The organism is Candidatus Dormiibacterota bacterium (assembly GCA_035635555.1).
GTDB lineage: Bacteria > Acidobacteriota > Polarisedimenticolia > Gp22-AA2 > Gp22-AA2 > Gp22-AA3.
The window spans coordinates 309,504-328,072 of the sequence record DASQAT010000046.1 but is presented as its reverse complement, the minus strand read 5'-3'; the positions used below and the strand labels follow the sequence as shown (position 1 = coordinate 328,072).

14 protein-coding genes are annotated in these 18,569 nt (G+C 67.3%); 1 reads left to right on the top strand and 13 read right to left on the bottom strand.

The window, feature by feature from the left end; all coding sequences use genetic code 11:
• Positions 1-407 precede the first annotated feature (407 nt).
• Positions 408-3,890 carry a TonB-dependent receptor gene (locus VEW47_14160; protein ID HYS06325.1) on the top strand — a complete coding sequence of 1,161 codons (3,483 nt, stop codon included), beginning with the start codon at positions 408-410 and terminating at the stop codon, positions 3,888-3,890.
• A gap of 29 nt (positions 3,891-3,919) precedes the next feature.
• Here VEW47_14160 and VEW47_14155 read toward each other — a convergent pair whose 3' ends face one another.
• The 13 genes from VEW47_14155 to VEW47_14095 form a co-directional block, all read right to left on the bottom strand.
• Positions 3,920-6,571 carry a valine--tRNA ligase gene (locus VEW47_14155; GenBank protein ID HYS06324.1) on the bottom strand — a complete coding sequence of 884 codons (2,652 nt, stop codon included), beginning with the start codon at positions 6,569-6,571 and terminating at the stop codon, positions 3,920-3,922.
• A 108-nt stretch (positions 6,572-6,679) separates the two neighbouring features.
• Positions 6,680-7,966 (bottom strand): response regulator, encoded by a 1,287-nt coding sequence (locus VEW47_14150; GenBank protein HYS06323.1) that lies wholly within the window; start codon positions 7,964-7,966, stop codon positions 6,680-6,682.
• A complete protein-coding gene (locus VEW47_14145; protein ID HYS06322.1) occupies positions 7,941-8,450 on the bottom strand; it encodes a chemotaxis protein CheW in 510 nt (169 codons plus the stop codon). The genes VEW47_14150 and VEW47_14145 overlap by 26 nt, the downstream gene beginning before the upstream one ends.
• Entirely contained in the window at positions 8,447-8,833 is a 387-nt protein-coding gene (locus tag VEW47_14140; protein ID HYS06321.1) for a chemotaxis protein CheW, read from the bottom strand. Before VEW47_14140 ends, VEW47_14145 begins: the two co-directional genes overlap by 4 nt.
• 69 nt (positions 8,834-8,902) lie before the next feature.
• Positions 8,903-9,313 (bottom strand): cobalamin B12-binding domain-containing protein, encoded by a 411-nt coding sequence (locus tag VEW47_14135; protein ID HYS06320.1) that lies wholly within the window; start codon positions 9,311-9,313, stop codon positions 8,903-8,905.
• 2 nt (positions 9,314-9,315) lie between these two features.
• The gene (locus VEW47_14130; protein HYS06319.1) at positions 9,316-11,007 is read right to left on the bottom strand and encodes a methylmalonyl-CoA mutase family protein; all 1,692 of its coding nucleotides are present in this window, start codon (positions 11,005-11,007) and stop codon (positions 9,316-9,318) included.
• 1 nt (position 11,008) lies between these two features.
• A complete protein-coding gene (locus tag VEW47_14125; GenBank protein HYS06318.1) occupies positions 11,009-12,154 on the bottom strand; it encodes an acyl-CoA dehydrogenase family protein in 1,146 nt (381 codons plus the stop codon).
• Between the two features lie 4 nt (positions 12,155-12,158).
• Positions 12,159-12,704, bottom strand: a complete 546-nt coding sequence (raiA, locus tag VEW47_14120) for a ribosome-associated translation inhibitor RaiA (protein HYS06317.1) — start codon at positions 12,702-12,704, stop codon at positions 12,159-12,161.
• Positions 12,705-12,735: 31 nt separating this feature from the next.
• Positions 12,736-14,196, bottom strand: coding sequence for an RNA polymerase factor sigma-54 (rpoN, locus tag VEW47_14115; protein HYS06316.1), 1,461 nt, complete (start codon positions 14,194-14,196; stop codon positions 12,736-12,738).
• Positions 14,197-14,278: 82 nt separating this feature from the next.
• Positions 14,279-15,052 (bottom strand): LPS export ABC transporter ATP-binding protein, encoded by a 774-nt coding sequence (lptB, locus tag VEW47_14110; GenBank protein ID HYS06315.1) that lies wholly within the window; start codon positions 15,050-15,052, stop codon positions 14,279-14,281.
• Positions 15,030-16,853: an LptA/OstA family protein gene (locus VEW47_14105; protein ID HYS06314.1), complete on the bottom strand. Its 1,824-nt coding sequence runs from the start codon at positions 16,851-16,853 to the stop codon at positions 15,030-15,032. Before VEW47_14105 ends, lptB begins: the two co-directional genes overlap by 23 nt.
• A gap of 7 nt (positions 16,854-16,860) precedes the next feature.
• Positions 16,861-17,646, bottom strand: coding sequence for an enoyl-CoA hydratase-related protein (locus VEW47_14100; GenBank protein ID HYS06313.1), 786 nt, complete (start codon positions 17,644-17,646; stop codon positions 16,861-16,863).
• Entirely contained in the window at positions 17,643-18,545 is a 903-nt protein-coding gene (locus VEW47_14095; GenBank protein HYS06312.1) for a 3-hydroxybutyryl-CoA dehydrogenase, read from the bottom strand. The genes VEW47_14100 and VEW47_14095 overlap by 4 nt, the downstream gene beginning before the upstream one ends.
• Positions 18,546-18,569: the final 24 nt, after the last annotated feature.

The window sequence follows — 18,569 nt, the reverse complement described above, 5'->3', positions numbered from 1 at the left end:
CCCGCCGCTCCATGTCCCGAAATGCCGCGCCCGCTGCTAATTTCCACGCTTTCGAGTCGCCCCTTCCTGCTGCGCGTTCCCCGCACCGATCGCGCACCCGCCCTGGGCTGTTCGCGCTTTGCGCCGTACTGTTGAGTGCAGAAGCATCCGCGCACGCCGCTCCCGCGCCGCTCGGGAGTCGAAGGATTCCTGGCACGTTCGTTGCTTCTGGTCTTCGAGCGGGGTGCGTGACTGCGACTGCCGACTCTCCGCCGCACGGAAGGCGCTCCGATCCGCGCCGCCCGGTCGCGGGGCCGAGGCGGCGCTCATGACCCCTCCTGTCACGGGGGGAAAGCAGCAGGGGCCTTCACCCGCACGGACTGAAGCGACGTCGAATCGAAGGCGTCGTCTACGGGAGGGCTCCGCCCATGAAACCGCTGTTGACCTGCCTGACCTCGTTGCTGCTTCTTGCACTCTCACTCGCTCCCCTCACCGCGCAGGAGCTGACGACGGGCACGATCACCGGCAAGGTGACCGACCTCGCCGGCCGGCCGATCGCGGGTGCGATCGTCATCGTGGTGTCGGAGTCCGGGACGCGCACCGCCACCACCGACGCGAACGGCGGGTACATCGTTCCGTTCCTGCGTCCCGGCTCGTACACCGTACGCGTCGAGGCCGCCGGCGGGTTCACGACGGTCATTCGGAGTGATATCGCCGTCGCGCTGAACCAGCGCCTGACGCTCAATTTCACTCTCGAGCCCGGCAAGACCGAGAGCGTCACGGTCCGGGGCGCGGCACCGCTCATCGACACCACCTCGACCGCGACCGGAACCAGCCTGAAATACGACGATTTCGCGAACGCCGTGCCGCTCGGAAGATCGTTCACCGACACCTACGCGGTCGCGCCAGGTGTCGTGAGCGGCCTCGGCACCGGTCAGGGCAACTATTCGATCAGCGGCGCGACCGGCCTGGAGAACTCGTATCTGATCGACGGCGTCAACATCACGAATACCGGGTTCGGGGGGATCGGCGCCTACAACATCGTGTACGGCTCCCTGGGCACCGGGGTGACCAGCGAGTTCCTGGACCAGGTCCAGATCAAGACCGGCGGCTTCGAGGCGGAGTACGGGCAGGCCCTCGGAGGGATCATCAACACCATCGTCAAGTCGGGCACCAACGACTTCAAGGGGAGCGTCGCCTGGTACGCCACGCCTCGCAGCTGGCGATCCTCCTATACACCGGTCGATCTCACGACCGGCACCTCCAACACCCTGGCCGAAAATGTCAACGATTTCGCCTTCTCGGTGGGGGGGCCGATCAAGAAGGACACGCTGTTCTACTTCTTCGCCTTCAATCCTGTGACCACCGTCGACAGCCGGCGCGCCAACAGCCTCGACAACCCGGCTTTCGCGCCGGCGCAGGCCGGAGTGTCGGTGTTCGACGAGGGGCTGCCGACGGGGTTCGGTGGGACGACCTACGCCACCAATCGGCTCGCCTTCCCCTCCTCCACGAACACTCTCGACCGGACGCGCCGGGCCGACAACTACGCGCTGAAGATCTCCTGGCAGGCGTCGCCCAGCAACCAGGTCGATTTCACCTTCTTCGGAGATCCCGCCACGGGAAGCGACGGCCCCCAGCGCGACAATGCGCCGCAGTTCACCGATTTCGCCACCGGCGGGGGTGAAAGCAAGATCCGCTTCGGTTCCAACAACCAGTCGATCAAGTGGAGCTCGGTCTTCTCGCCGAAATTCTTCATGGAGGCGCAGGTGGCCCGGCATGCCGGCGTGTTCAAGGAAACGTCGGCGGTCAACGACTACGACTACCGCGATCTGCGCAACCTGCTCGAGTTCACCCGGGGCGCCGACAGCTATAACGACCCGGCGCTCGGCATCCAGCCCCTGCAGATCAACCCCGTAGCCCCCAACCGGGGGGGCGTCGGCTTCATCACCAACCAGGACGACCAGAACACGGTCTACACCGTCAAGCTCACCAACATCCTGGGGACGCACGAGCTGAAATACGGCGTCGAGTACGACGACATCAGCTACCAGGAGACGCCGACCTACACCGGTCCCTCGTTCAACATCCAGCTGCCGATCAGCTACACCAACGGATTGCCGGTGGACAACAACGGGGACGGTGTGCAGGACACGATTTCGATTCCCACGCGGGGGGGCGCCACGGTGGACGTGCGCAACGGCGTAGGGGCCGACCCGGCGGTGGCCTTCGACAGCGGCAACCGGTTCCGGGTGACCCGCGCGCGGCTCGGCCCGGAGATCCCGCCCACCCTGTCCAAGGAGTCGAACCTGTTCATCGAGGACAGCTGGACGGTGGCATCGCGTGTCACTCTCAAGCTCGGTCTTCGATCGACCGAGGAGAGGGTCGAGGGTGCCGGAGCCTTCACCCTGCCGTTCTCCACCGAGACGGTGCAGAAGGAGACGTTTCCCGGCTCGGGGTTCTTCGTCCCGACCCGGATCTTCACACCGGGGACGTCGAGCTACTCGCCCAACGGCTATTCCTTCGCGGGGAACATCGCGCCGCGCATCGGCGTGTCCTGGGACGTCCGGGGAGACGGCAAGAGCCACGCCTACCTGAATTTCGGGCGGTACTACGAGAGGGTCCCGAACGACCTGGCGGTGCGCGCCTTCAGCAACGAGGTCGGCATCAGCCGGCAGGAGTTCAGCGACCGCGCCCTCACACAGCCGCGAACGATCCCCGGCGGCGCGAGCGAGTGCGTCAACAGCAGCGGCGTCGACACCGGCCTCGGTGGCTGCGCCACCCTGGCCTCTGTGTTCACGCAGGGGATCGACCAGACGGCGGTGGTGGGGGGCGTCAAGCTCCCGTACGAGGACGAGCTGTCGGGCGGCTACTCCTTCGAGGTCACTCCCGATTCGTCCTTCGAGGTGCGCGGCATCTATCGCACGCAGGGTCGTGTCCTCGAAGACGTGCAGGTCAACGCCATCGAGCAGACCCAGAACTTCTATTACGGAGTGGCGTACGGCTATCCCTACGATCCGTTCGGCGGAGCGAAGGGGGTGAACGGCGGGAAGAGCACCACCTTCCCGGCCACGCCGTTCGGGCAGTACCTCCTGGCCAATCCCGGGACGAAGCAGGTCCCCTCGGGCGGTATGTTCAATTTCCCGAAGCCGGAGCGCGTCTACAAGGCGCTGGAGCTCATCTACACCAAGCGCATGTCGGACCGCTGGTCCCTGTTCGCGAACTATCGACTGTCGAGCCTGGAGGGGAACTACGAAGGGCTGTACCGGAACGACAACGGGCAGAGCGACCCGAACATCACGTCGCTGTATGACTTTCCGAACTCACCCCTGATGTCCGGCCAGTTCCTCAAGGGCCCGCTCCCCGCGGATGCACGCCACGTCCTTCACCTCTATCCGACGTACCAGTTCATGAACAAGCTGCGTCTCGGGGCGAACTTCAGCTACAGCAGCGGCGTGCCCCGCACGTCGCTCCTGGCGCATCCGAGCTACCAGAACGCCGGCGAGATCCCCGGGATCGACCCCGTGTACGCCTATTGGGCCGATCCGATCGGCAACGGCAACGCCGGCGACTTCGTCCTGCGCACGACGTCCAGCCTGCCGGCGGCCCTGTCGGACGTGGACAACGTGACCCAGGCGGTCTTCCTGCAGTCCTACACGCCGGTCAAGCGGGGCAATGTGGGCCGCACGCCGGGAATGACGACCATCGATCTGCACGCCGACTATCCCGTGGACGTCGCGAAGGGGCGCATGCGGATCATGCTGGACGTCTTCAACGTGCTGGACCGTCAGACCGTCGCGTCGTTCGACGACGATATCGAGCTCAGGACGGGCGTCACCGACCCCGATTTCGGACAGCCGATTTCCTACATGGCGCCGCGCTCCTGGAGACTGGCGGCACGCTGGGAATTCTGAGACAGGGGGTGACGACCGGAGGCCGGATTTCAGCGGAGCGATTCGATCGTCCGGGAGAGCCTGTCGATCTTCTCCTGCAGCTCCTGGTGGATCCGCCGGGCCTTGTCGACGATTTCGGGCCGCGCCTTCCCCAGAAACTCGGCGTTCTGCAGCTTGCGGGCGTGCCCCTCCCTCTCCTTGTCGAGCTTCTCGATCTCGCGCGACAGACGCCGCTTTTCGGCTTCGAGATCGAGGATTCCCGCGAGCGGCACCGCGAGGTCCACGCCCGGCGCGACCGCCCGGGCCGCGGGCCCGGCGGTCGACAGGTCCGCCGAGGCGCTCACGCCCTCCAGGCGGGCCAGCGTGGCGATCGTGGCGGCGTTGGCCGCGACGATCGTCTGCGCCTCGCGATCGCGCGCATGGTACAGGAGGGGCACACGGCGCCCCGGGTCGACGTTCAGCTCGGCCCGGATGTTGCGCACCCTGACCACGATTTCCATCAGGAGAGCGATGTCCCGTTCCGCCGCCTCGTCGATGTGCGTCTCGTCGCGCTCGGGGTAGGAGGACAGCGCGATCGTCTCTCCACGATGGGGAATGCGCTGCCAGAGGTCCTCGGTGATGAACGGCATGACCGGGTGCAGGAGCCGCAGCACCGAGTCGAGGACGTGCAGGAGCACGGTTCGCGCCCGGGCCGCCTCGTCCGGCGGGCCACCGGGGAGCAGATGACGCTTCGCCATCTCCAGGTACCAGTCACAGTACTCGTGCCAGACGAACTGATACAGGGCGTTGGCGGTGTCGTCGAACCGGGACTCGGCCAGGCGTTCCTCCACGGTCCCTGCCAGGCGCGCCAGGCGGCTCAGGATCCAGCGGTCCTCGACGCGAAGCTGGTCGAGCGGCGGCAGGGGCGGCGGCGTCTCGATCGCCCCGGTCTCTCCCAGGTTCAGGAGGACGAAACGGGCGGCGTTCCAGATCTTGTTGGCGAACGCCCGGTATCCGACCATGCGCTCCTCGGACAGGGGCAGGTCGGAGCCCGGCGTGGCCATCGCCGCCAGGGTCAGGCGCAGGGCGTCGGCACCGTAGCGGTCGATCAGATCCAGAGGGTCGACGACGTTGCCGCGGGTCTTGGACATCTTCTGCCCCTCGGCGTCGCGCACCAGACCAGTGATGTACACCCGGTGGAACGGTTCGACGGTCATGAAGCGCAGCCCCATCATGATCATCCGGCAGACCCAGAAGAACAGGATGTCGAAGCCCGTGACCAGGATCGTGGTCGGGTAATAGCGCCGCAGATCGGGCGTGTCGTCCGGCCATCCGAGAGTCGAGAACGGCCACAGGGCGGAGGAGAACCAGGTGTCGAGGACATCCGGGTCCTGCCGGAGGGCCCGCCCGCCGCAATGCCGGCACGAGGCGGGGGCCTCGCGGGCCACGTGGATCTCCGAGCAGGCCCCGCAGTGCCAGGCCGGGATCTGGTGCCCCCACCAGAGCTGGCGCGAGATGCACCAGTCGTGGATTTTCCCCATCCATTCGTTGTAGCTGTTGACCCAGTGCGCCGGAGCGAAGCGCACCCGCCCGTCTGCGACCGCCCGGATCGCCTCGTCAGCGAGCGGTTTGACGCGCACGAACCACTGCGTCGACAGGTACGGCTCGACAATCGTATTGCAACGCTGGCAGCGTCCGACGTTGTGCAGGTGATCCTGGACGGACACCAGGAATCCCTGGGCGCGGAGATCCGCGACCACGCGCCCACGCGCGTCGAATCGATCGAGACCGCGGTAGGCTTCGGGCACGTTGTCGTTCATCCTCCCCTGCTCGTCCATCACCACGAGCGACGGCAGACCGGCGCGCCTGGCCGCCTCGAAATCGTTCGGATCATGGGCCGGTGTGATCTTGACGGCGCCCGTTCCGAACTCCTTCTCGACGAACGGGTCGGCGACGATAGGCAGGGCGCGACCCACGAGCGGGAGAACGACGGTCCTGCCGATCAGGGAGCGGTAGCGTTCGTCCTCGGGGTGGACAGCGACCCCGGTGTCGCCGAGCATCGTCTCGGGGCGCGTGGTCGCCACCTCGATCCCGCCCTGGCCGTCGGCCAGGGGATAGCGGATGGTCCAGAGGTGACCGTGCGTCTCCTGCGGGATCACTTCGAGATCGGAAATGGCGGTCCGGCAGCGGGGACACCAGTTGACGATGAATTTGTCACGGTAGATGAGCCCGGCCTCGTGCAGGCGGACGAACGCCTCACGCACCGCCCGCGACAGGCCCGGATCCATGGTGAATCGCTCCCGGGTCCAGTCGCACGAGCACCCCAGCCTCTTGAGCTGGTCGATGATGACCCCGCCGTACTCGTCCTTCCACTGCCAGACCCGGCGAACGAAGGCCTCGCGCCCCAGCGCCTCCCGGCTGGTCCCTTCCTTCGCCAGCTGCCGGTCCACGACCATCTGCGTGGCGATCCCGGCGTGATCGGTGCCCGGAAGCCACAGGACGTCGTCTCCGCGCATGCGCCGCCAGCGCGCCAGGATGTCCTGAAGGGTGTTGTTCAGGGCATGTCCCATGTGCAGGCGCCCCGTCACGTTCGGAGGCGGGATCGCCATGGAGAAGGAGGGCCGGGGCGAGTCGACGTGCGCCGTGAACACACCCAGCCTGATCCAGTGGTCGTACCAGCGCCCCTCGATCCGCGCGGGCTCGAATGCCTTGTCGAAATCCATATGCGGGATCACTCTGCGCAGTCCCGGACAGCGGGTCCGCGGACAAAAAAAGAAGGCGCTGGATTGCCTCGCCCGGGGCCTCCGGGGAGCGGGCCGGCGCCTCGGGGACTAAGAGCCGCTCTCTTCGATTTCCTTGATCCTTTTTCGGACAATGGCCTCCGCGACCCCGGGGACGACCTCCCAGGCCACTTCGCGCACCACGCGGTCCGCCAGACGCTCCACCACCTTCTCGGCGATGAGATCGATCATCTCCGGCGTCAGGGACGCTCCACGGCCGTCCCTCGGAGGTTCGGCCGGCATCGGCGCGGCCGCGGAGCGCGGCCTCTCCACCGGTGACGGATCGGTCGACCCCCGTCCTGCGCGCGGGCTCTTCTCGGTCGTGACCTCGGTGTCCTGCCAGGTCTCGGCGGGCGGCGCCTCCGGCGGCGGCGCCCAGCCGCCCGTCTCCGTCGGTGCCTCCCCGGTCACGGTCGTGGTCTCCGGAAGCGCTTCATCGACCAGGTCGAACTCGGCCTCGAACGATCCCCTGAACGATTCCTCCGCCGCCCCGGCCCTCCCCGCCGCTCCTGACCGCGCCGCAGGATACCCGCTTCCCTCGTCAGGGCGAGGCATCACCTCGTCCCGGCGCAGCTTGACGGTCGACGGTGCGGACGTGCCGGCCCCCACGTCGTAGCGATCGGGCACGATGTCATCCGCATCCATCTCCTCCCCGATCCCGACATCCGCGAACCCGACGAACGATCCGCCGGCCGACGGATCAGGGGGCGCCAGGGCAGGGTGCCGCGCCGTATCAGCGTCGAGGTCTTCGTCCGGAAGAGAAGAACCGGGGGGCGGCATTCCGGCCCCCGGGCTCAGAGACCCGCCGAGAGCGACCGGAGCAGCCTCGGGCGGCGACGGGCGGGGGGCCGCCTCGGGGGCGGGCGGAGCAGGGCGCATCCCTTCTCCTGCCCTGCCCGGATCGACGCGGTACACCTCCCCGCCCGAAATGATGTCCATCCGCCCCCCCTCGTCGTCGACCGAGACCGACGGTGTCGAGGCGATCAGCTCCTCGACCTTGGCGACGAGAGCCTGCGATTCGAACGGTTTCGTGATGTGTCCGTTGGCGCCGGCGGTGTCGGCGCGCTTCTTGTCGAACGGCTCGAATGTGCCGGTCAGGAGGAGCACGGGGATGCCGGACGTCGCCGGGCTGCGCTTGATCTGCTCGCACACCTCGTAGCCGTTCTTCTCCGGCATGATGACATCCAGGAGGACGATATCCGGGCGCACCTCGGCGATTTTCTTGAGGGCCTGCCCGCCGGTGCTGACGGAGACCACCCGGTAATCGGCTTCGGAAAAGGTCAGCTCCACCACCTTCTGGATGGTGATGCTGTCATCCGCCAGCAGGATCGTCTTCACCGGTCTCCCTCCTTCCGCGCAGCTCCGCCGCGGGCACGCCCAGCGAGGCGAACAGTCTATCCGTGTCGAGCAGGGCGACCGTCTCGCCGTGGACGCGGAGGACGCGCTTCACGAAATCGCCACTCATGACGCACCGCATCCCCTCCTCCTCCTCGCCCCCCTCTACGACGAGATCCACGCCCGCGCCGAGAAGACCGAGGGGGATCTCACCCCAGTCGCACACGATGAGCCGGTCGGCATCCGCCGACCAGCCGAGGGGGCCCGTGCGGTCCCGGCCGGACCAGAGCGACTCGAACCGGCGCAGGTCGTACACCGGCAACGCCACTCCTCCTCGCAGCGCCACTCCGCTCACGAACGGATGCGTTCCGGGCACGCGCACGACCCGGGGGCGATCCGTCACCTCGCGCACGAGGGCGAGGGGCAGGGCCGCGCCGGCCCCGCCGAGGTGGAACCCGATCAGGCGATCGTCCGCACGGACGCTCACAGGAGTGCGTCCTCGTCCAGGAGCAGCCGCGAACCCGCCCCGTCCGGAAAGACACCCCGGAACGCGCGACGCGGCTGCGCGAAGATGAACGCCGGGAGCGGGGCGATGTCGCCCGGAGACACCTCGCGGATCGATTCCGCGCCGTCGACCGCCACGACCCCTCGCCGCCGCGCACCTTGCAGCAGGAGGTACACCGGCGCAGGCCCGCGACGCTCTCCGGCCGCGGCGTGCAGATCGAAAAGCGGGAGGCGCTCGCCCCCGAATACCGCCTCGCACTCTTCGAGGTGGAAGCCGGTCTCGAGCGCCGGATCGACGATTTTCGTCACCGCGTCGGCCGGCACCGCGTAACGACCCTCTCCGACGTCCACCATGAGGAGTTTCATGACCTCGGCGCCCGCCCGAGTCAGAAACTAGCCCAAAGGGTGCACCCTGTCAAGGAAAGCGTGGTTCTTTCAGCGCCGGCGGGGAGGAACGTTGGCCTTCACCCAGTCGACGACCTCCTGGGTCGTCGCCCCGGGGGTGAACATGCGTCGCACGCCGGCACGCTGCAGCGCCACAATGTCCTCCTCGGGAATGATCCCGCCGCCGAACACCACGGTGTCGCCGCTGCTCTTGTCAGCGAGCAGACGCAGGATCTTGGGGAAGATCGTGTTGTGGGCCCCCGAGAGCAGCGACAGTCCGATTCCGTCGACATCCTCCTGCAGGGCCGTGGCGACGACCATCTCGGGGGTCTGGTGGAGACCGGTGTAGATCACCTCGAAGCCGGCGTCGCGCAGCGCCCGCGCGATGATCTTCGCCCCGCGGTCATGGCCGTCCAGGCCGACCTTGCCGATCAGGAGCCGGACCTTCCGTTCCGTGCCCATGTCTAGAATTGCACCCGGCCTTCCCGGTAGACGCCGAAGACCGCCTTGAGGGCGTCGCAGATCTCGCCGACCGACGCGTACCCGCGCACGGCATCCAGGATGGCGGGCATCAGGTTCTCCTTCGTGCCGGCGACGCGCGTCAGTCTTTCCAGCGTCCGCGCGTGGCTCCCGCTGTCGCGCCGCTGCCGCGTGGCGAGCAGACGGGCGACCTGCGTCTCCTCCACCCCGGGTCCGATCTTCAGGGTGGGCGCCTTCAGGACGTCCCCTTCGGAATGGCGGTTGACCCCGACGACGATCTTGTCGCCCCCGTCGACCTGGCGCTGGTACACGTAGGCCGCCTCGGCGATCTCGCGCTGCGGAAAGCCCTGTTCGATGGCCGCGACGATCCCCCCCATCTGGTCGATGCGCTTGATGTAGCTCCACGCCTCCTGCTCCAGACGATCGGTGAGCCACTCGACGAAATAGGAGCCGGCCAGCGGGTCGACCGTGTTCGCGACACCGCTCTCCTCCGCGATGATCTGCTGGGTGCGCAGCGCGATCCGGGCCGAGTCCTCCGTCGGCAGCGCCAGGCTCTCGTCGAGGGAGTTCGTGTGCAGCGACTGCGTCCCTCCCAGAACCGCGGCCAGCGCCTGGACGGTGACCCGCACCACGTTGTTGTACGGCTGCTGGGCCGTGAGGGAGCAGCCGGCGGTCTGGACGTGCGTCCGCAGCATCCAGGAGCGCGGGCTCTTCGCGTGGAAGCGGTCGCGCATGATGGCGCACCACATCCGTCGCGCGGCGCGCAGCTTGGCTATCTCCTCGAAGAAATCGTTGTGCGCGTTGAAGAAGAACGAGAAACGCGGCGCGAAGGCGTCGATGTCGAGCCCCGCGGAGAGGCACGACTGCACGTAGCCGATGCCGTCCGCGAGGGTGAACGCCAGCTCCTGGGAGGCGGTCGAACCCGCCTCGCGGATGTGGTAGCCGCTGATCGAGATGGTGTTCCATTTCGGCACGCGATCCGCGCAGAAGGCCACCATGTCGCTGATGATGCGGAGGGAGGGCGTGGGCGGATAGATCCATTCCTTCTGGGCGATGTACTCCTTCAGGATGTCGTTCTGCACCGTGCCTTCGAGCGCCTCGAGAGGGATACCCTGCTTCTCCGCAACGGCCAGGTACATCGCCAGGATCACGGCGGCCGGCGCGTTGATGGTCATCGAGGTGGAGACCCGGTCCAGCGGAATCCCCCGGAACAGGATCTCCATGTCCGCGAGGGTGTCGATGGCCACTCCCTCGCGCCCCACCTCTCCCTCCGCCAGCGCGTCGTCCGAGTCCCGTCCCATCAGGGTGGGCAGGTCGAAGGCCACCGACAGGCCGGTCTGTCCGTGTTCCAGGAGGTAGTGGAAGCGGCGATTCGTGTCCTCGGCGCTGCCGAACCCCGCGAACTGCCGCATGGTCCAGAGCTTGCCCCGGTACATCGTCGGGTGTACGCCTCGGGTGAAAGGCGGTTCGCCGGGGAATCCCAGCTTCTCGCCGGGGTTCCAGCCCTTCAGATCCTCCGCCACGTACAGCCTCTCGATCGGCAGGCTGCTGACCGTCGTGAACTCCTTCCTCCGCTCAGGCTTCCGCTCGAGCGCCGGGCGCAGAGTCCCTTCCTCCCAGTCCCGAAGACCGCGCGGGTTCAGGGTCGAGGTCCGGCCACCGTTCTTCGGCTTCATCTCAGTCCTCTTTCAGGATCTCCTTGGCGATCACCAGCCTCTGGATCTCGGACGTGCCCTCGTAGATCTCGGTGATCTTGGCGTCCCGGAACAGACGCTCGACGGGGTACTCGTTGATGTACCCGTAGCCGCCGTGGATCTGAACTCCATCTTTCGCGGCCCGCATGCAGGCCTCCGACGCGAACAGCTTGGCCATGCTGGTCTCAAGCGAGCAGCGTCTCTGCTGGTCGCGCAGCCAGGCGGCCCGGTAGGCCAGAAGGCGCGCCGCCTCGAGCTCCGTGGCCATGTCCGCCAGCTTCCACTGGATCGCCTGGAAGTCGGCGATCGGCTGGCCGAACGCTTCGCGCTGCCGGCTGTACAGAAGCGATTCCTCGAGGGCGGCCTGCCCGATCCCGATGGCCTGCGCGGCGATGCCGATGCGGCCGCCGTCCAGCGTGCTCATGGCAATCTTGAACCCGTCCCCTTCGGCTCCCAGGAGATTGTCCGCCGGGACCTCGCAGCCGTCGAGCACGATTTCGACCGACCCGGAGCAGGTGATGCCCATCTTGTGCTCCGGCTTGCCGAGCCGCAGACCCGGGGAGTCCCGCTCCACGATGAACGCGCAGATTCCCTTGTGACGCAGCTTGGGATCGAGAGTGGCGTACACGACGAAGGTGTGCGCCGCCACACCGTTGGTCACGAACACCTTGCTCCCGGTCAGCACGTAGCGATCCCCGGCGCGGCGCGCGAGGGTGCGCAGGGAGGCCGCGTCCGAGCCGCAGCCCGGCTCGGTCAGGCAGTACGCGCCGATCTTCTCGCCGCGCGCGTGCGGCGCCAGGTACTTCCGCTTCTGGTCCTCGCTCCCGTGGCGCAGGAGCGGCGCGCAAAAAAGCGAGTTGTTGACCGACAGGATCACGCCGGTCGAGGCGCAGGCCTTCGACACCTCCTCGATCGCGATGACGTAGGACACGCCGTCGAAGCCGGCGCCGCCGTAGGACTCCGGCACCATCATGCCGCACAGGCCCATCGCGGCGCAGCGTACGTAGTTGTCGTGCGGGAACTCCCGCGATCGATCGAACCCGGCCGCGCGGGGCTTGAGCACGTCCGTGGCGAACGAGCGCACGGTGTCGCGCAGCAGCTCCTGCTCGCGCGTCAGCTGGAAATCCATGGTCTCAGGTCTCCGTTTCGACCAGACCGTAGCGGTTGTCCCGGCGGCGGAAGAGCAGGCACACGCGCTGGGAGTCGGCGTCGCGGAACACGAAGAACGGGTCGCTCAGCTCCTGGAGCCGCACGAGCGCCTCCTCGACGGACATCGGTCTCACGGCGACCCTCCCCATGGGGACGACGACCGGTCCGTCGGAGGCGGCAGGCTCCACGACCTCGGACAGATCGGGTCCGCGCCGCAACGAGTCGCGCATCGCCCGGCGCTTGCGCCCCTTGGCAATCTTGGAGTGGTGCTTGCGAGCCTGGGCGAGCAGGCGATCGATGGCCAGCCCCAGCGATTCCTCGAACTCCGCGCCGTCCGCTTTGGCCGTCAGGGTCCCGATGCGCGCGTGCACCACGATCTCGGCCCGGTGCCGGTGCTTCTCCCGCGTGAGCACGACGTGCGCGTCGGGGCTCTCGTGAAGGATGCGCTCCAGCCTCGCGAGCTTCTCTTCGGTGAAGCTCTTGAGTCCCGGTGTCAGGTCCGCCTTCCGCCCCGTGAACAGGAGTGTCATGGATCACCCGATGTCTTCCGGCGGGTCCGGCTCAGTGAAACCCCTGCCGTCTCTCGTTGGAGGAGGGGATGCGCAGCTCCTCGCGGTACTTCGCGACGGTGCGCCGCGCGATCCGCAATCCGTCATCGCTCAGGATCTGAACGATCGCGGCATCGGACAGCGGCCGGCGCGGGTCCTCCTCCCCCACGACCTTCTTGATCCGCTCCTTGACCGCCAGTGACGAGACGTCCTCGCCCTGGGCGGAGCTGATGCCCGAGTGAAAGAAGAACTTCATCTCGTACAGACCGCGCGGTGTATGCATGTACTTGTGATTGACCACGCGGCTGACGGTCGATTCGTGCATGCCGATGTCGTCCGCCACATCCTTGAGGATCAGCGGTCGCAGGTGCTCGTATCCGAAATCCAGGAAACCCTGCTGGTGTTTCACGATGCTCCGGGCCACTTTGTAGATGGTCCGCTGCCGTTCCTCCAGGCTCTTGATCAGGCGGAAGGCCGAGCGAAACTTCTCGCGCACGTACTCGCGCGTCTCCCGCGTCACCTCGGTATTGTTGCGGTCGATCATGCGCCGGTAGAAGGGGCTAATGCGCAGGCGGGGCAGCCCCTCCTCGTTGAGCACGATGGTGTATCCCTTGTCCACCTTGAGGACGTAGACGTCGGGAATCACGTAGTTGTTGTTCACCGCGTTGTACTTCTTGCCCGGCTTCGGGTCGAGGTGTCGGATCGCGTCGACGTAGTGCATGACCTCGTCCAGGCTGCAGGCCAGGACCTGGGCCAGATCCTTGAACTTGCGTCCCTGCAGGAGATCCATGTGGTCCTTGACGATCGCCTCCGCGGGAGTCCCCTCCATGTCGTGGAACGCGAGCTGGATCAGGAGACATTCCTTCAGGTCGCGCGCCGCCACGCCGGGCGGGTCCAGCTCCTGGACCAGATGGAGCGCGTGCTCGACCTCCTCGGGCGCGAAGGGGCCCATCGCCGCGATGTCCTCGAGCGACACCCGGAGATAGCCGTCGTCGTCCAGGTTGCCGATGATGGCGCGCACGATCTCCTTCTGCTTCCCCGGCACGATGCTCATGTCGAGCTGCCAGAGAAGATAGTCGTACAGGCTCTGCGGCCGGCTGAGGATGTTTTCGAGCGGCGGCGCCTCGATCTCCTCGGACGGGGCCTGCGGTCTGTAGCTGAGATCCATGTAATCCTGAAAGTACGACTCGTAATCGATCTCGTCGAAGGGGTCCTTCTCCCTCTCGGGCTCCGGTGCCTCCGCGTCGGCGGGAGCGGCGGTCTCGGCGGCGGGCCCCTCCTCCCCCTCGGGCTTGTCCGGCTCCTGGCTGCCGTCCTGCTGCTCTTCGAGGAGAGGATTCTCCGTCAGCTCCTGCGTGACCTCTTCCTGCAGCTCGAGCTTGGTCATCTGCAGCAGCTTGATCGCCTGCTGCAGCGACGGCGTCATGATGAGCTTCTGCGTCATCCGCAGATTGAGCTTTTGTTCCAGTGCCATCCACTCCTCGCTGCCGGGGGAATCCCCGTCCGCGCGCCCGCCGCGTCACGCCCCGAGCCGGGGCCGTGTCCTTCCCGACCGCTCAGTCCGCCGGGTAGGCGCTCGGGGGCGCATCGACCGGCTCGCGATCCACGAGCCGGAAGTTCGCCCCCAGGTAGATCTCGCGCACCTGCGGATCGGCCGCCAGCTGATCGGGGCTTCCCTTACGGAAGATCCGCCCCTCGGCGATGATGTAGGCCCGATCCGTGATCCGAAGGGTCTCCTGGACATTATGGTCGGTCATCAGGAGTCCGATCCCCTTCGCTTTCAATTGATAGATGATTTTCTGGATATCCGCAACCGCAATCGGGTCGATCCCTGAAAAAGGCTCGTCCAGGAGCATGAACGAGGGCGAGATGACCAGCGCTCTGGCGATCTCGGCCCTGCGTCTCTCCCCTCCCGACAGGTTGTAGGCCGGGCTCTTCGAGAGGTGGGCGATCTTCAGCTCCTCGAGCACCGTGGCCGTCCTCTGGAGAATCTCCTCCCGGGGCATGTCGAGCGTCTCCAGGATGGCGATCAGATTCTCCTCGACCGTCAGCTTCCTGAAGATGGAAGGTTCCTGCGGCAGGTAGCTGATGCCGCTGCGCGCCCGGAGATACATCGGCAGCCGGGACACGTCGTGACCTCCGAGAAGGATGCGCCCCGCGTCGGGCTGGACCAGGCCGACGACACAGTAGAAGGTCGTGGTCTTGCCGGCGCCGTTGGGTCCGAGGAGACCCACCACCTCGCCGCTCTGGATGTGCAGGGAGATGTCGCGGATGACGGGCCGCCCGCGGTAGCTCTTGGTCAGCCCTTCAATGCTGAGTTTTCGGCTCAACCGACTGAACGTCCTTGGCTTCGGGCTTGAGGGTAATCCAAGTCCTGGCGCCACGCGCGGATTCGGTCAGAATCCTATCCCTCGCCAGATCGAATGTCAACGTCTGCCCCCGCAGCGTGCGGCCGGTGGCGGAGTCCACGACCTCGGCCAGCCCGGCTTCATCCTTGAGGACGAGGGTGTCGTCCGCCGCCCTGTACTCGGCCTCGCGCGCGGTGCCGAACGCCTGGTCACGCTTCACGGCGACGGAGCCCCGGGCTTCGATCCGATCGAGCTCGCGGACGCCGGCGCGCTCCTGGAGGTACGCGTCCATGGCGTCGGCGGTGACGGTGGCGTCCTCGCGCGTCAGATGGACGTTGTCGCGGTAGTGCCCGACCGCCTGCGCATCGTCATACACCATGCTGCCCGCTGTGATGGACGTCACGATCGGCCGCGATGGACCCGCGGTGCCCGCGGCGCGGCGCTGGGTGAAGCGGGCCATGACCTTCTCGGTCGCTCTCAGCTGCCGCGCCTGTTGTTCGAGGACGATCTCCTCCGCCTGGATGCTGTTCCCCTCCTGCCAGGCCCGGGCCGATCCCCCGTAGGTCGCGCGCTGCGCGCCCTGGTCGTACAGCAGGGTGCGGGCCTGGAACGAAACCGCGGACCTGCCTCCGAACCCCGGGGTGCCGGCCCCGCCCTTCGCGGCCGGCATCGACACGCTGCGCACGTCGCCCCTCGCCTCCAGGGTCTTCTGGGTAGAGTGCACGTCGATTTCCTGGGCCGCGATACGGTCGGTCGCGCTCTTGACGACCGGGTCGCCACGCAGTTCGACGAGACCGTCCGCACCGCGATAACGCGCCGATCGGCTCAGCGAGGTATAGGGTCCGGATGTCACCCGGCAGTTCCCGGAGAGCTCCACGACGCGGACGTCGCCCCCGGGTCCGGCAAGCTCGGCGGACAGGCCATCGGCCCGCATCTCGCGCGGCTCGCCGTCCGGACCGGCGGCGCGCGTCACCACCACGTCTCCGAACGCGTGCAGCTGGCGCACCGACTTGCGCCCCTCGTCGAACTGCACCTTGAGATAGTTGGAGTACAGCACGTCGCCGCCCCGTTCGAGCCGGACGTTGTCGGTGAACACCGCCGAGTCGGTCTCGAGCGCAGCGACCATGTCCCCCGACGAGATCGACGCCGGAAGGCCGGCCGTCTCCGCCGAGACTCGCAGGAGCACGCGGTCGGGTATCTTGATCTGCCGTTCCGCGAGCATGTAATTCATCCCGCGGCCCTGCCCGGAGAGGCCGCCGACGCTGAACACGATGTCGTCCGCCGTGAAAATCATGTCGCGTTCGTTGTCGTAGAACAGCGTGCCCGTGCTGAGTTTCAGCCCCTCGGCTTCGCTCTCCACGGTCACGTCCCCCGACAGCCGCGCCCGCCGCTCGGTGACGTCGAACTGTCCCTCGATCCCGGAGACCTTGACGTCGCCGCCGTGGTCATCGTGGATGAGGAGCTCGACGCCCTGGAGGAACTTGCGATCTCCGGCGAACCCCGTGACGCTCCGGGCCTTCAGGGTGAATGCCGGGCGTCCCTCGCGGCTGCCGTTCACCTCGAACTGATCGGACCGGTCGACCACCGGCCCCTGCGTGGCGGGCGTCGGGGAGCCGGGTTCCATCGTGATGTCGGTCTGGGGCGAGCCCTTCCGGCCGTAACTCATGATCACCGCCAGGCTGAAACCCGCCAGGACCAGGAGGATCAGGAAGCGCAGGAGCATGACCGCGCGCATGGGGCGCCAGTGGATCGTCTGCGTCTCGTGCCGGGATGCATCCTTCATGTCGCGTTCAACGCCCCTTGAAGGCGGGTTTGCGCTTTTCGACGAACGCCCGCGTGCCCTCGCGCATGTCCTCGGTGGCGCAGCACAAACCGAACAGGGCCGCCTCCATCGACAGCCCTTCCTCGAGTGTCATCTGCAGCCCCTCGTGCACGGCCTGCAGAGCGAATCGCAGGGCCGCCGGCCCGCGCGACAGGAGGGTCCGCGCCAGGGTCTCGACGGCGCCGGCCAGATCCGTCTGGGGCACGACGCGGTTCACCAGTCCGATGCGGTGCGCCTCGCGGGCGTCGATCGGCTCGCCCGTCAGGACCAGCTCCAGCGCGCGGCCCGGCCCCACCAGGCGCGCCAGGCGCTGTGTGCCCCCGTACCCCGGGATGATCCCGAGCGCCACCTCCGGCTGCCCGAGGCGGGCGGATTCCGAGGCCACGCGGAGCGTGCAGGCCATCGCAAGCTCCAGCCCGCCGCCCAGAGCGTATCCGTTGATCGCCGCGATGCTCGGCTTGCCCAGCCTTTCCAGCCGTCCCAGGACCGCCTGCCCCAGCCGCGCGTACGCCGCTCCTTCGACCGGGGTCTGCGACGACAGCTCGGCGATGTCGGCGCCGGCCACGAACGCCTTGTCCCCCATTCCGGTGACGACCAGCACCCCGATCGACGCATCCTGACCGGAGGCCCCCACGGCCGCGTCGATGTCCCTCATCGTCTGGCGGTCCAGGGCGTTGAGCTTCTCGGGCCGGTTCACCGTGAGGCGGGCCACGCCGTCCTTCGCCTCGTAAATCACCCGGGTCGAGCCGCTCATCGTCGCTCCCCGCCCACCGCCAGGAAATCGTTGGGCTTCGCCGGCTCGCTCGAATAGTCGTAGAACCCCTTTCCGGTCTTGCGCCCGTGAAACCCCGCCAGCACCATGCGTTTCATGAGCGGGGGCGGGGCGAACCGTTTTTCCCTGAATTCGTCGAACATGATGTTGGCAATGTAATACGTGGTGTCGATCCCGACCAGATCCAGGAGCGTGAAAGGTCCCATCGGGTGCCCGCAGCCGAGCTTCATCCCCTGATCGATGTCGGTGATCGTGCCCACGCCCTCTTCCAGGGCGCGAATGGCGTCCAGGATGTAGGGAACGAGCAGCCTGTTCACGATGAAGCCGGTCCGGTCCAGGGCGCGGATGGGGGTCTTCCCCAGGCCACGGGCGAACTCCAGGACCGTCTCCTCGACCCCCGGATCGGTCTGGATGGTCCGCGTGACCTCGACCAGCTTCATCAAAGGGACCGGGTTGAAGAAGTGCAGCCCGACGAAGCGCTTCGGCCTCTTCGTCTGGACCGCCATTTCCGTGATCGACAGGGAGGAGGTGTTGCTGGCCAGGATCGCCTCGGGCTTGAGGGTCCGCTCGAGGCTCTGAAACGCCTCCCGCTTCGCCCCGAGATTCTCCACCACGGCTTCGATCACGATGTCGCAATCGGCCAGCGCGGCGTAGTCGGTCGTCCCGGCGAGGCGGGACAGGGTGGCCTGCCTGTCTTCGGGTCTGACCTTGCCCCTGGCGACCCCGCCTGCGAGAAACTGGTCGATCCGCTTCAGGCCGGCGTCGACGAGCGCCTGCGTCACCTCCAGGACCGTCGTCGGGTGTCCGGACTGGGCCGCCACCTGCGCGATTCCGGAACCCATGAGCCCGCACCCCAGCACGCCGACCTTCTTGATCTGCATCAACGCACCTCCGACCCTGGAACG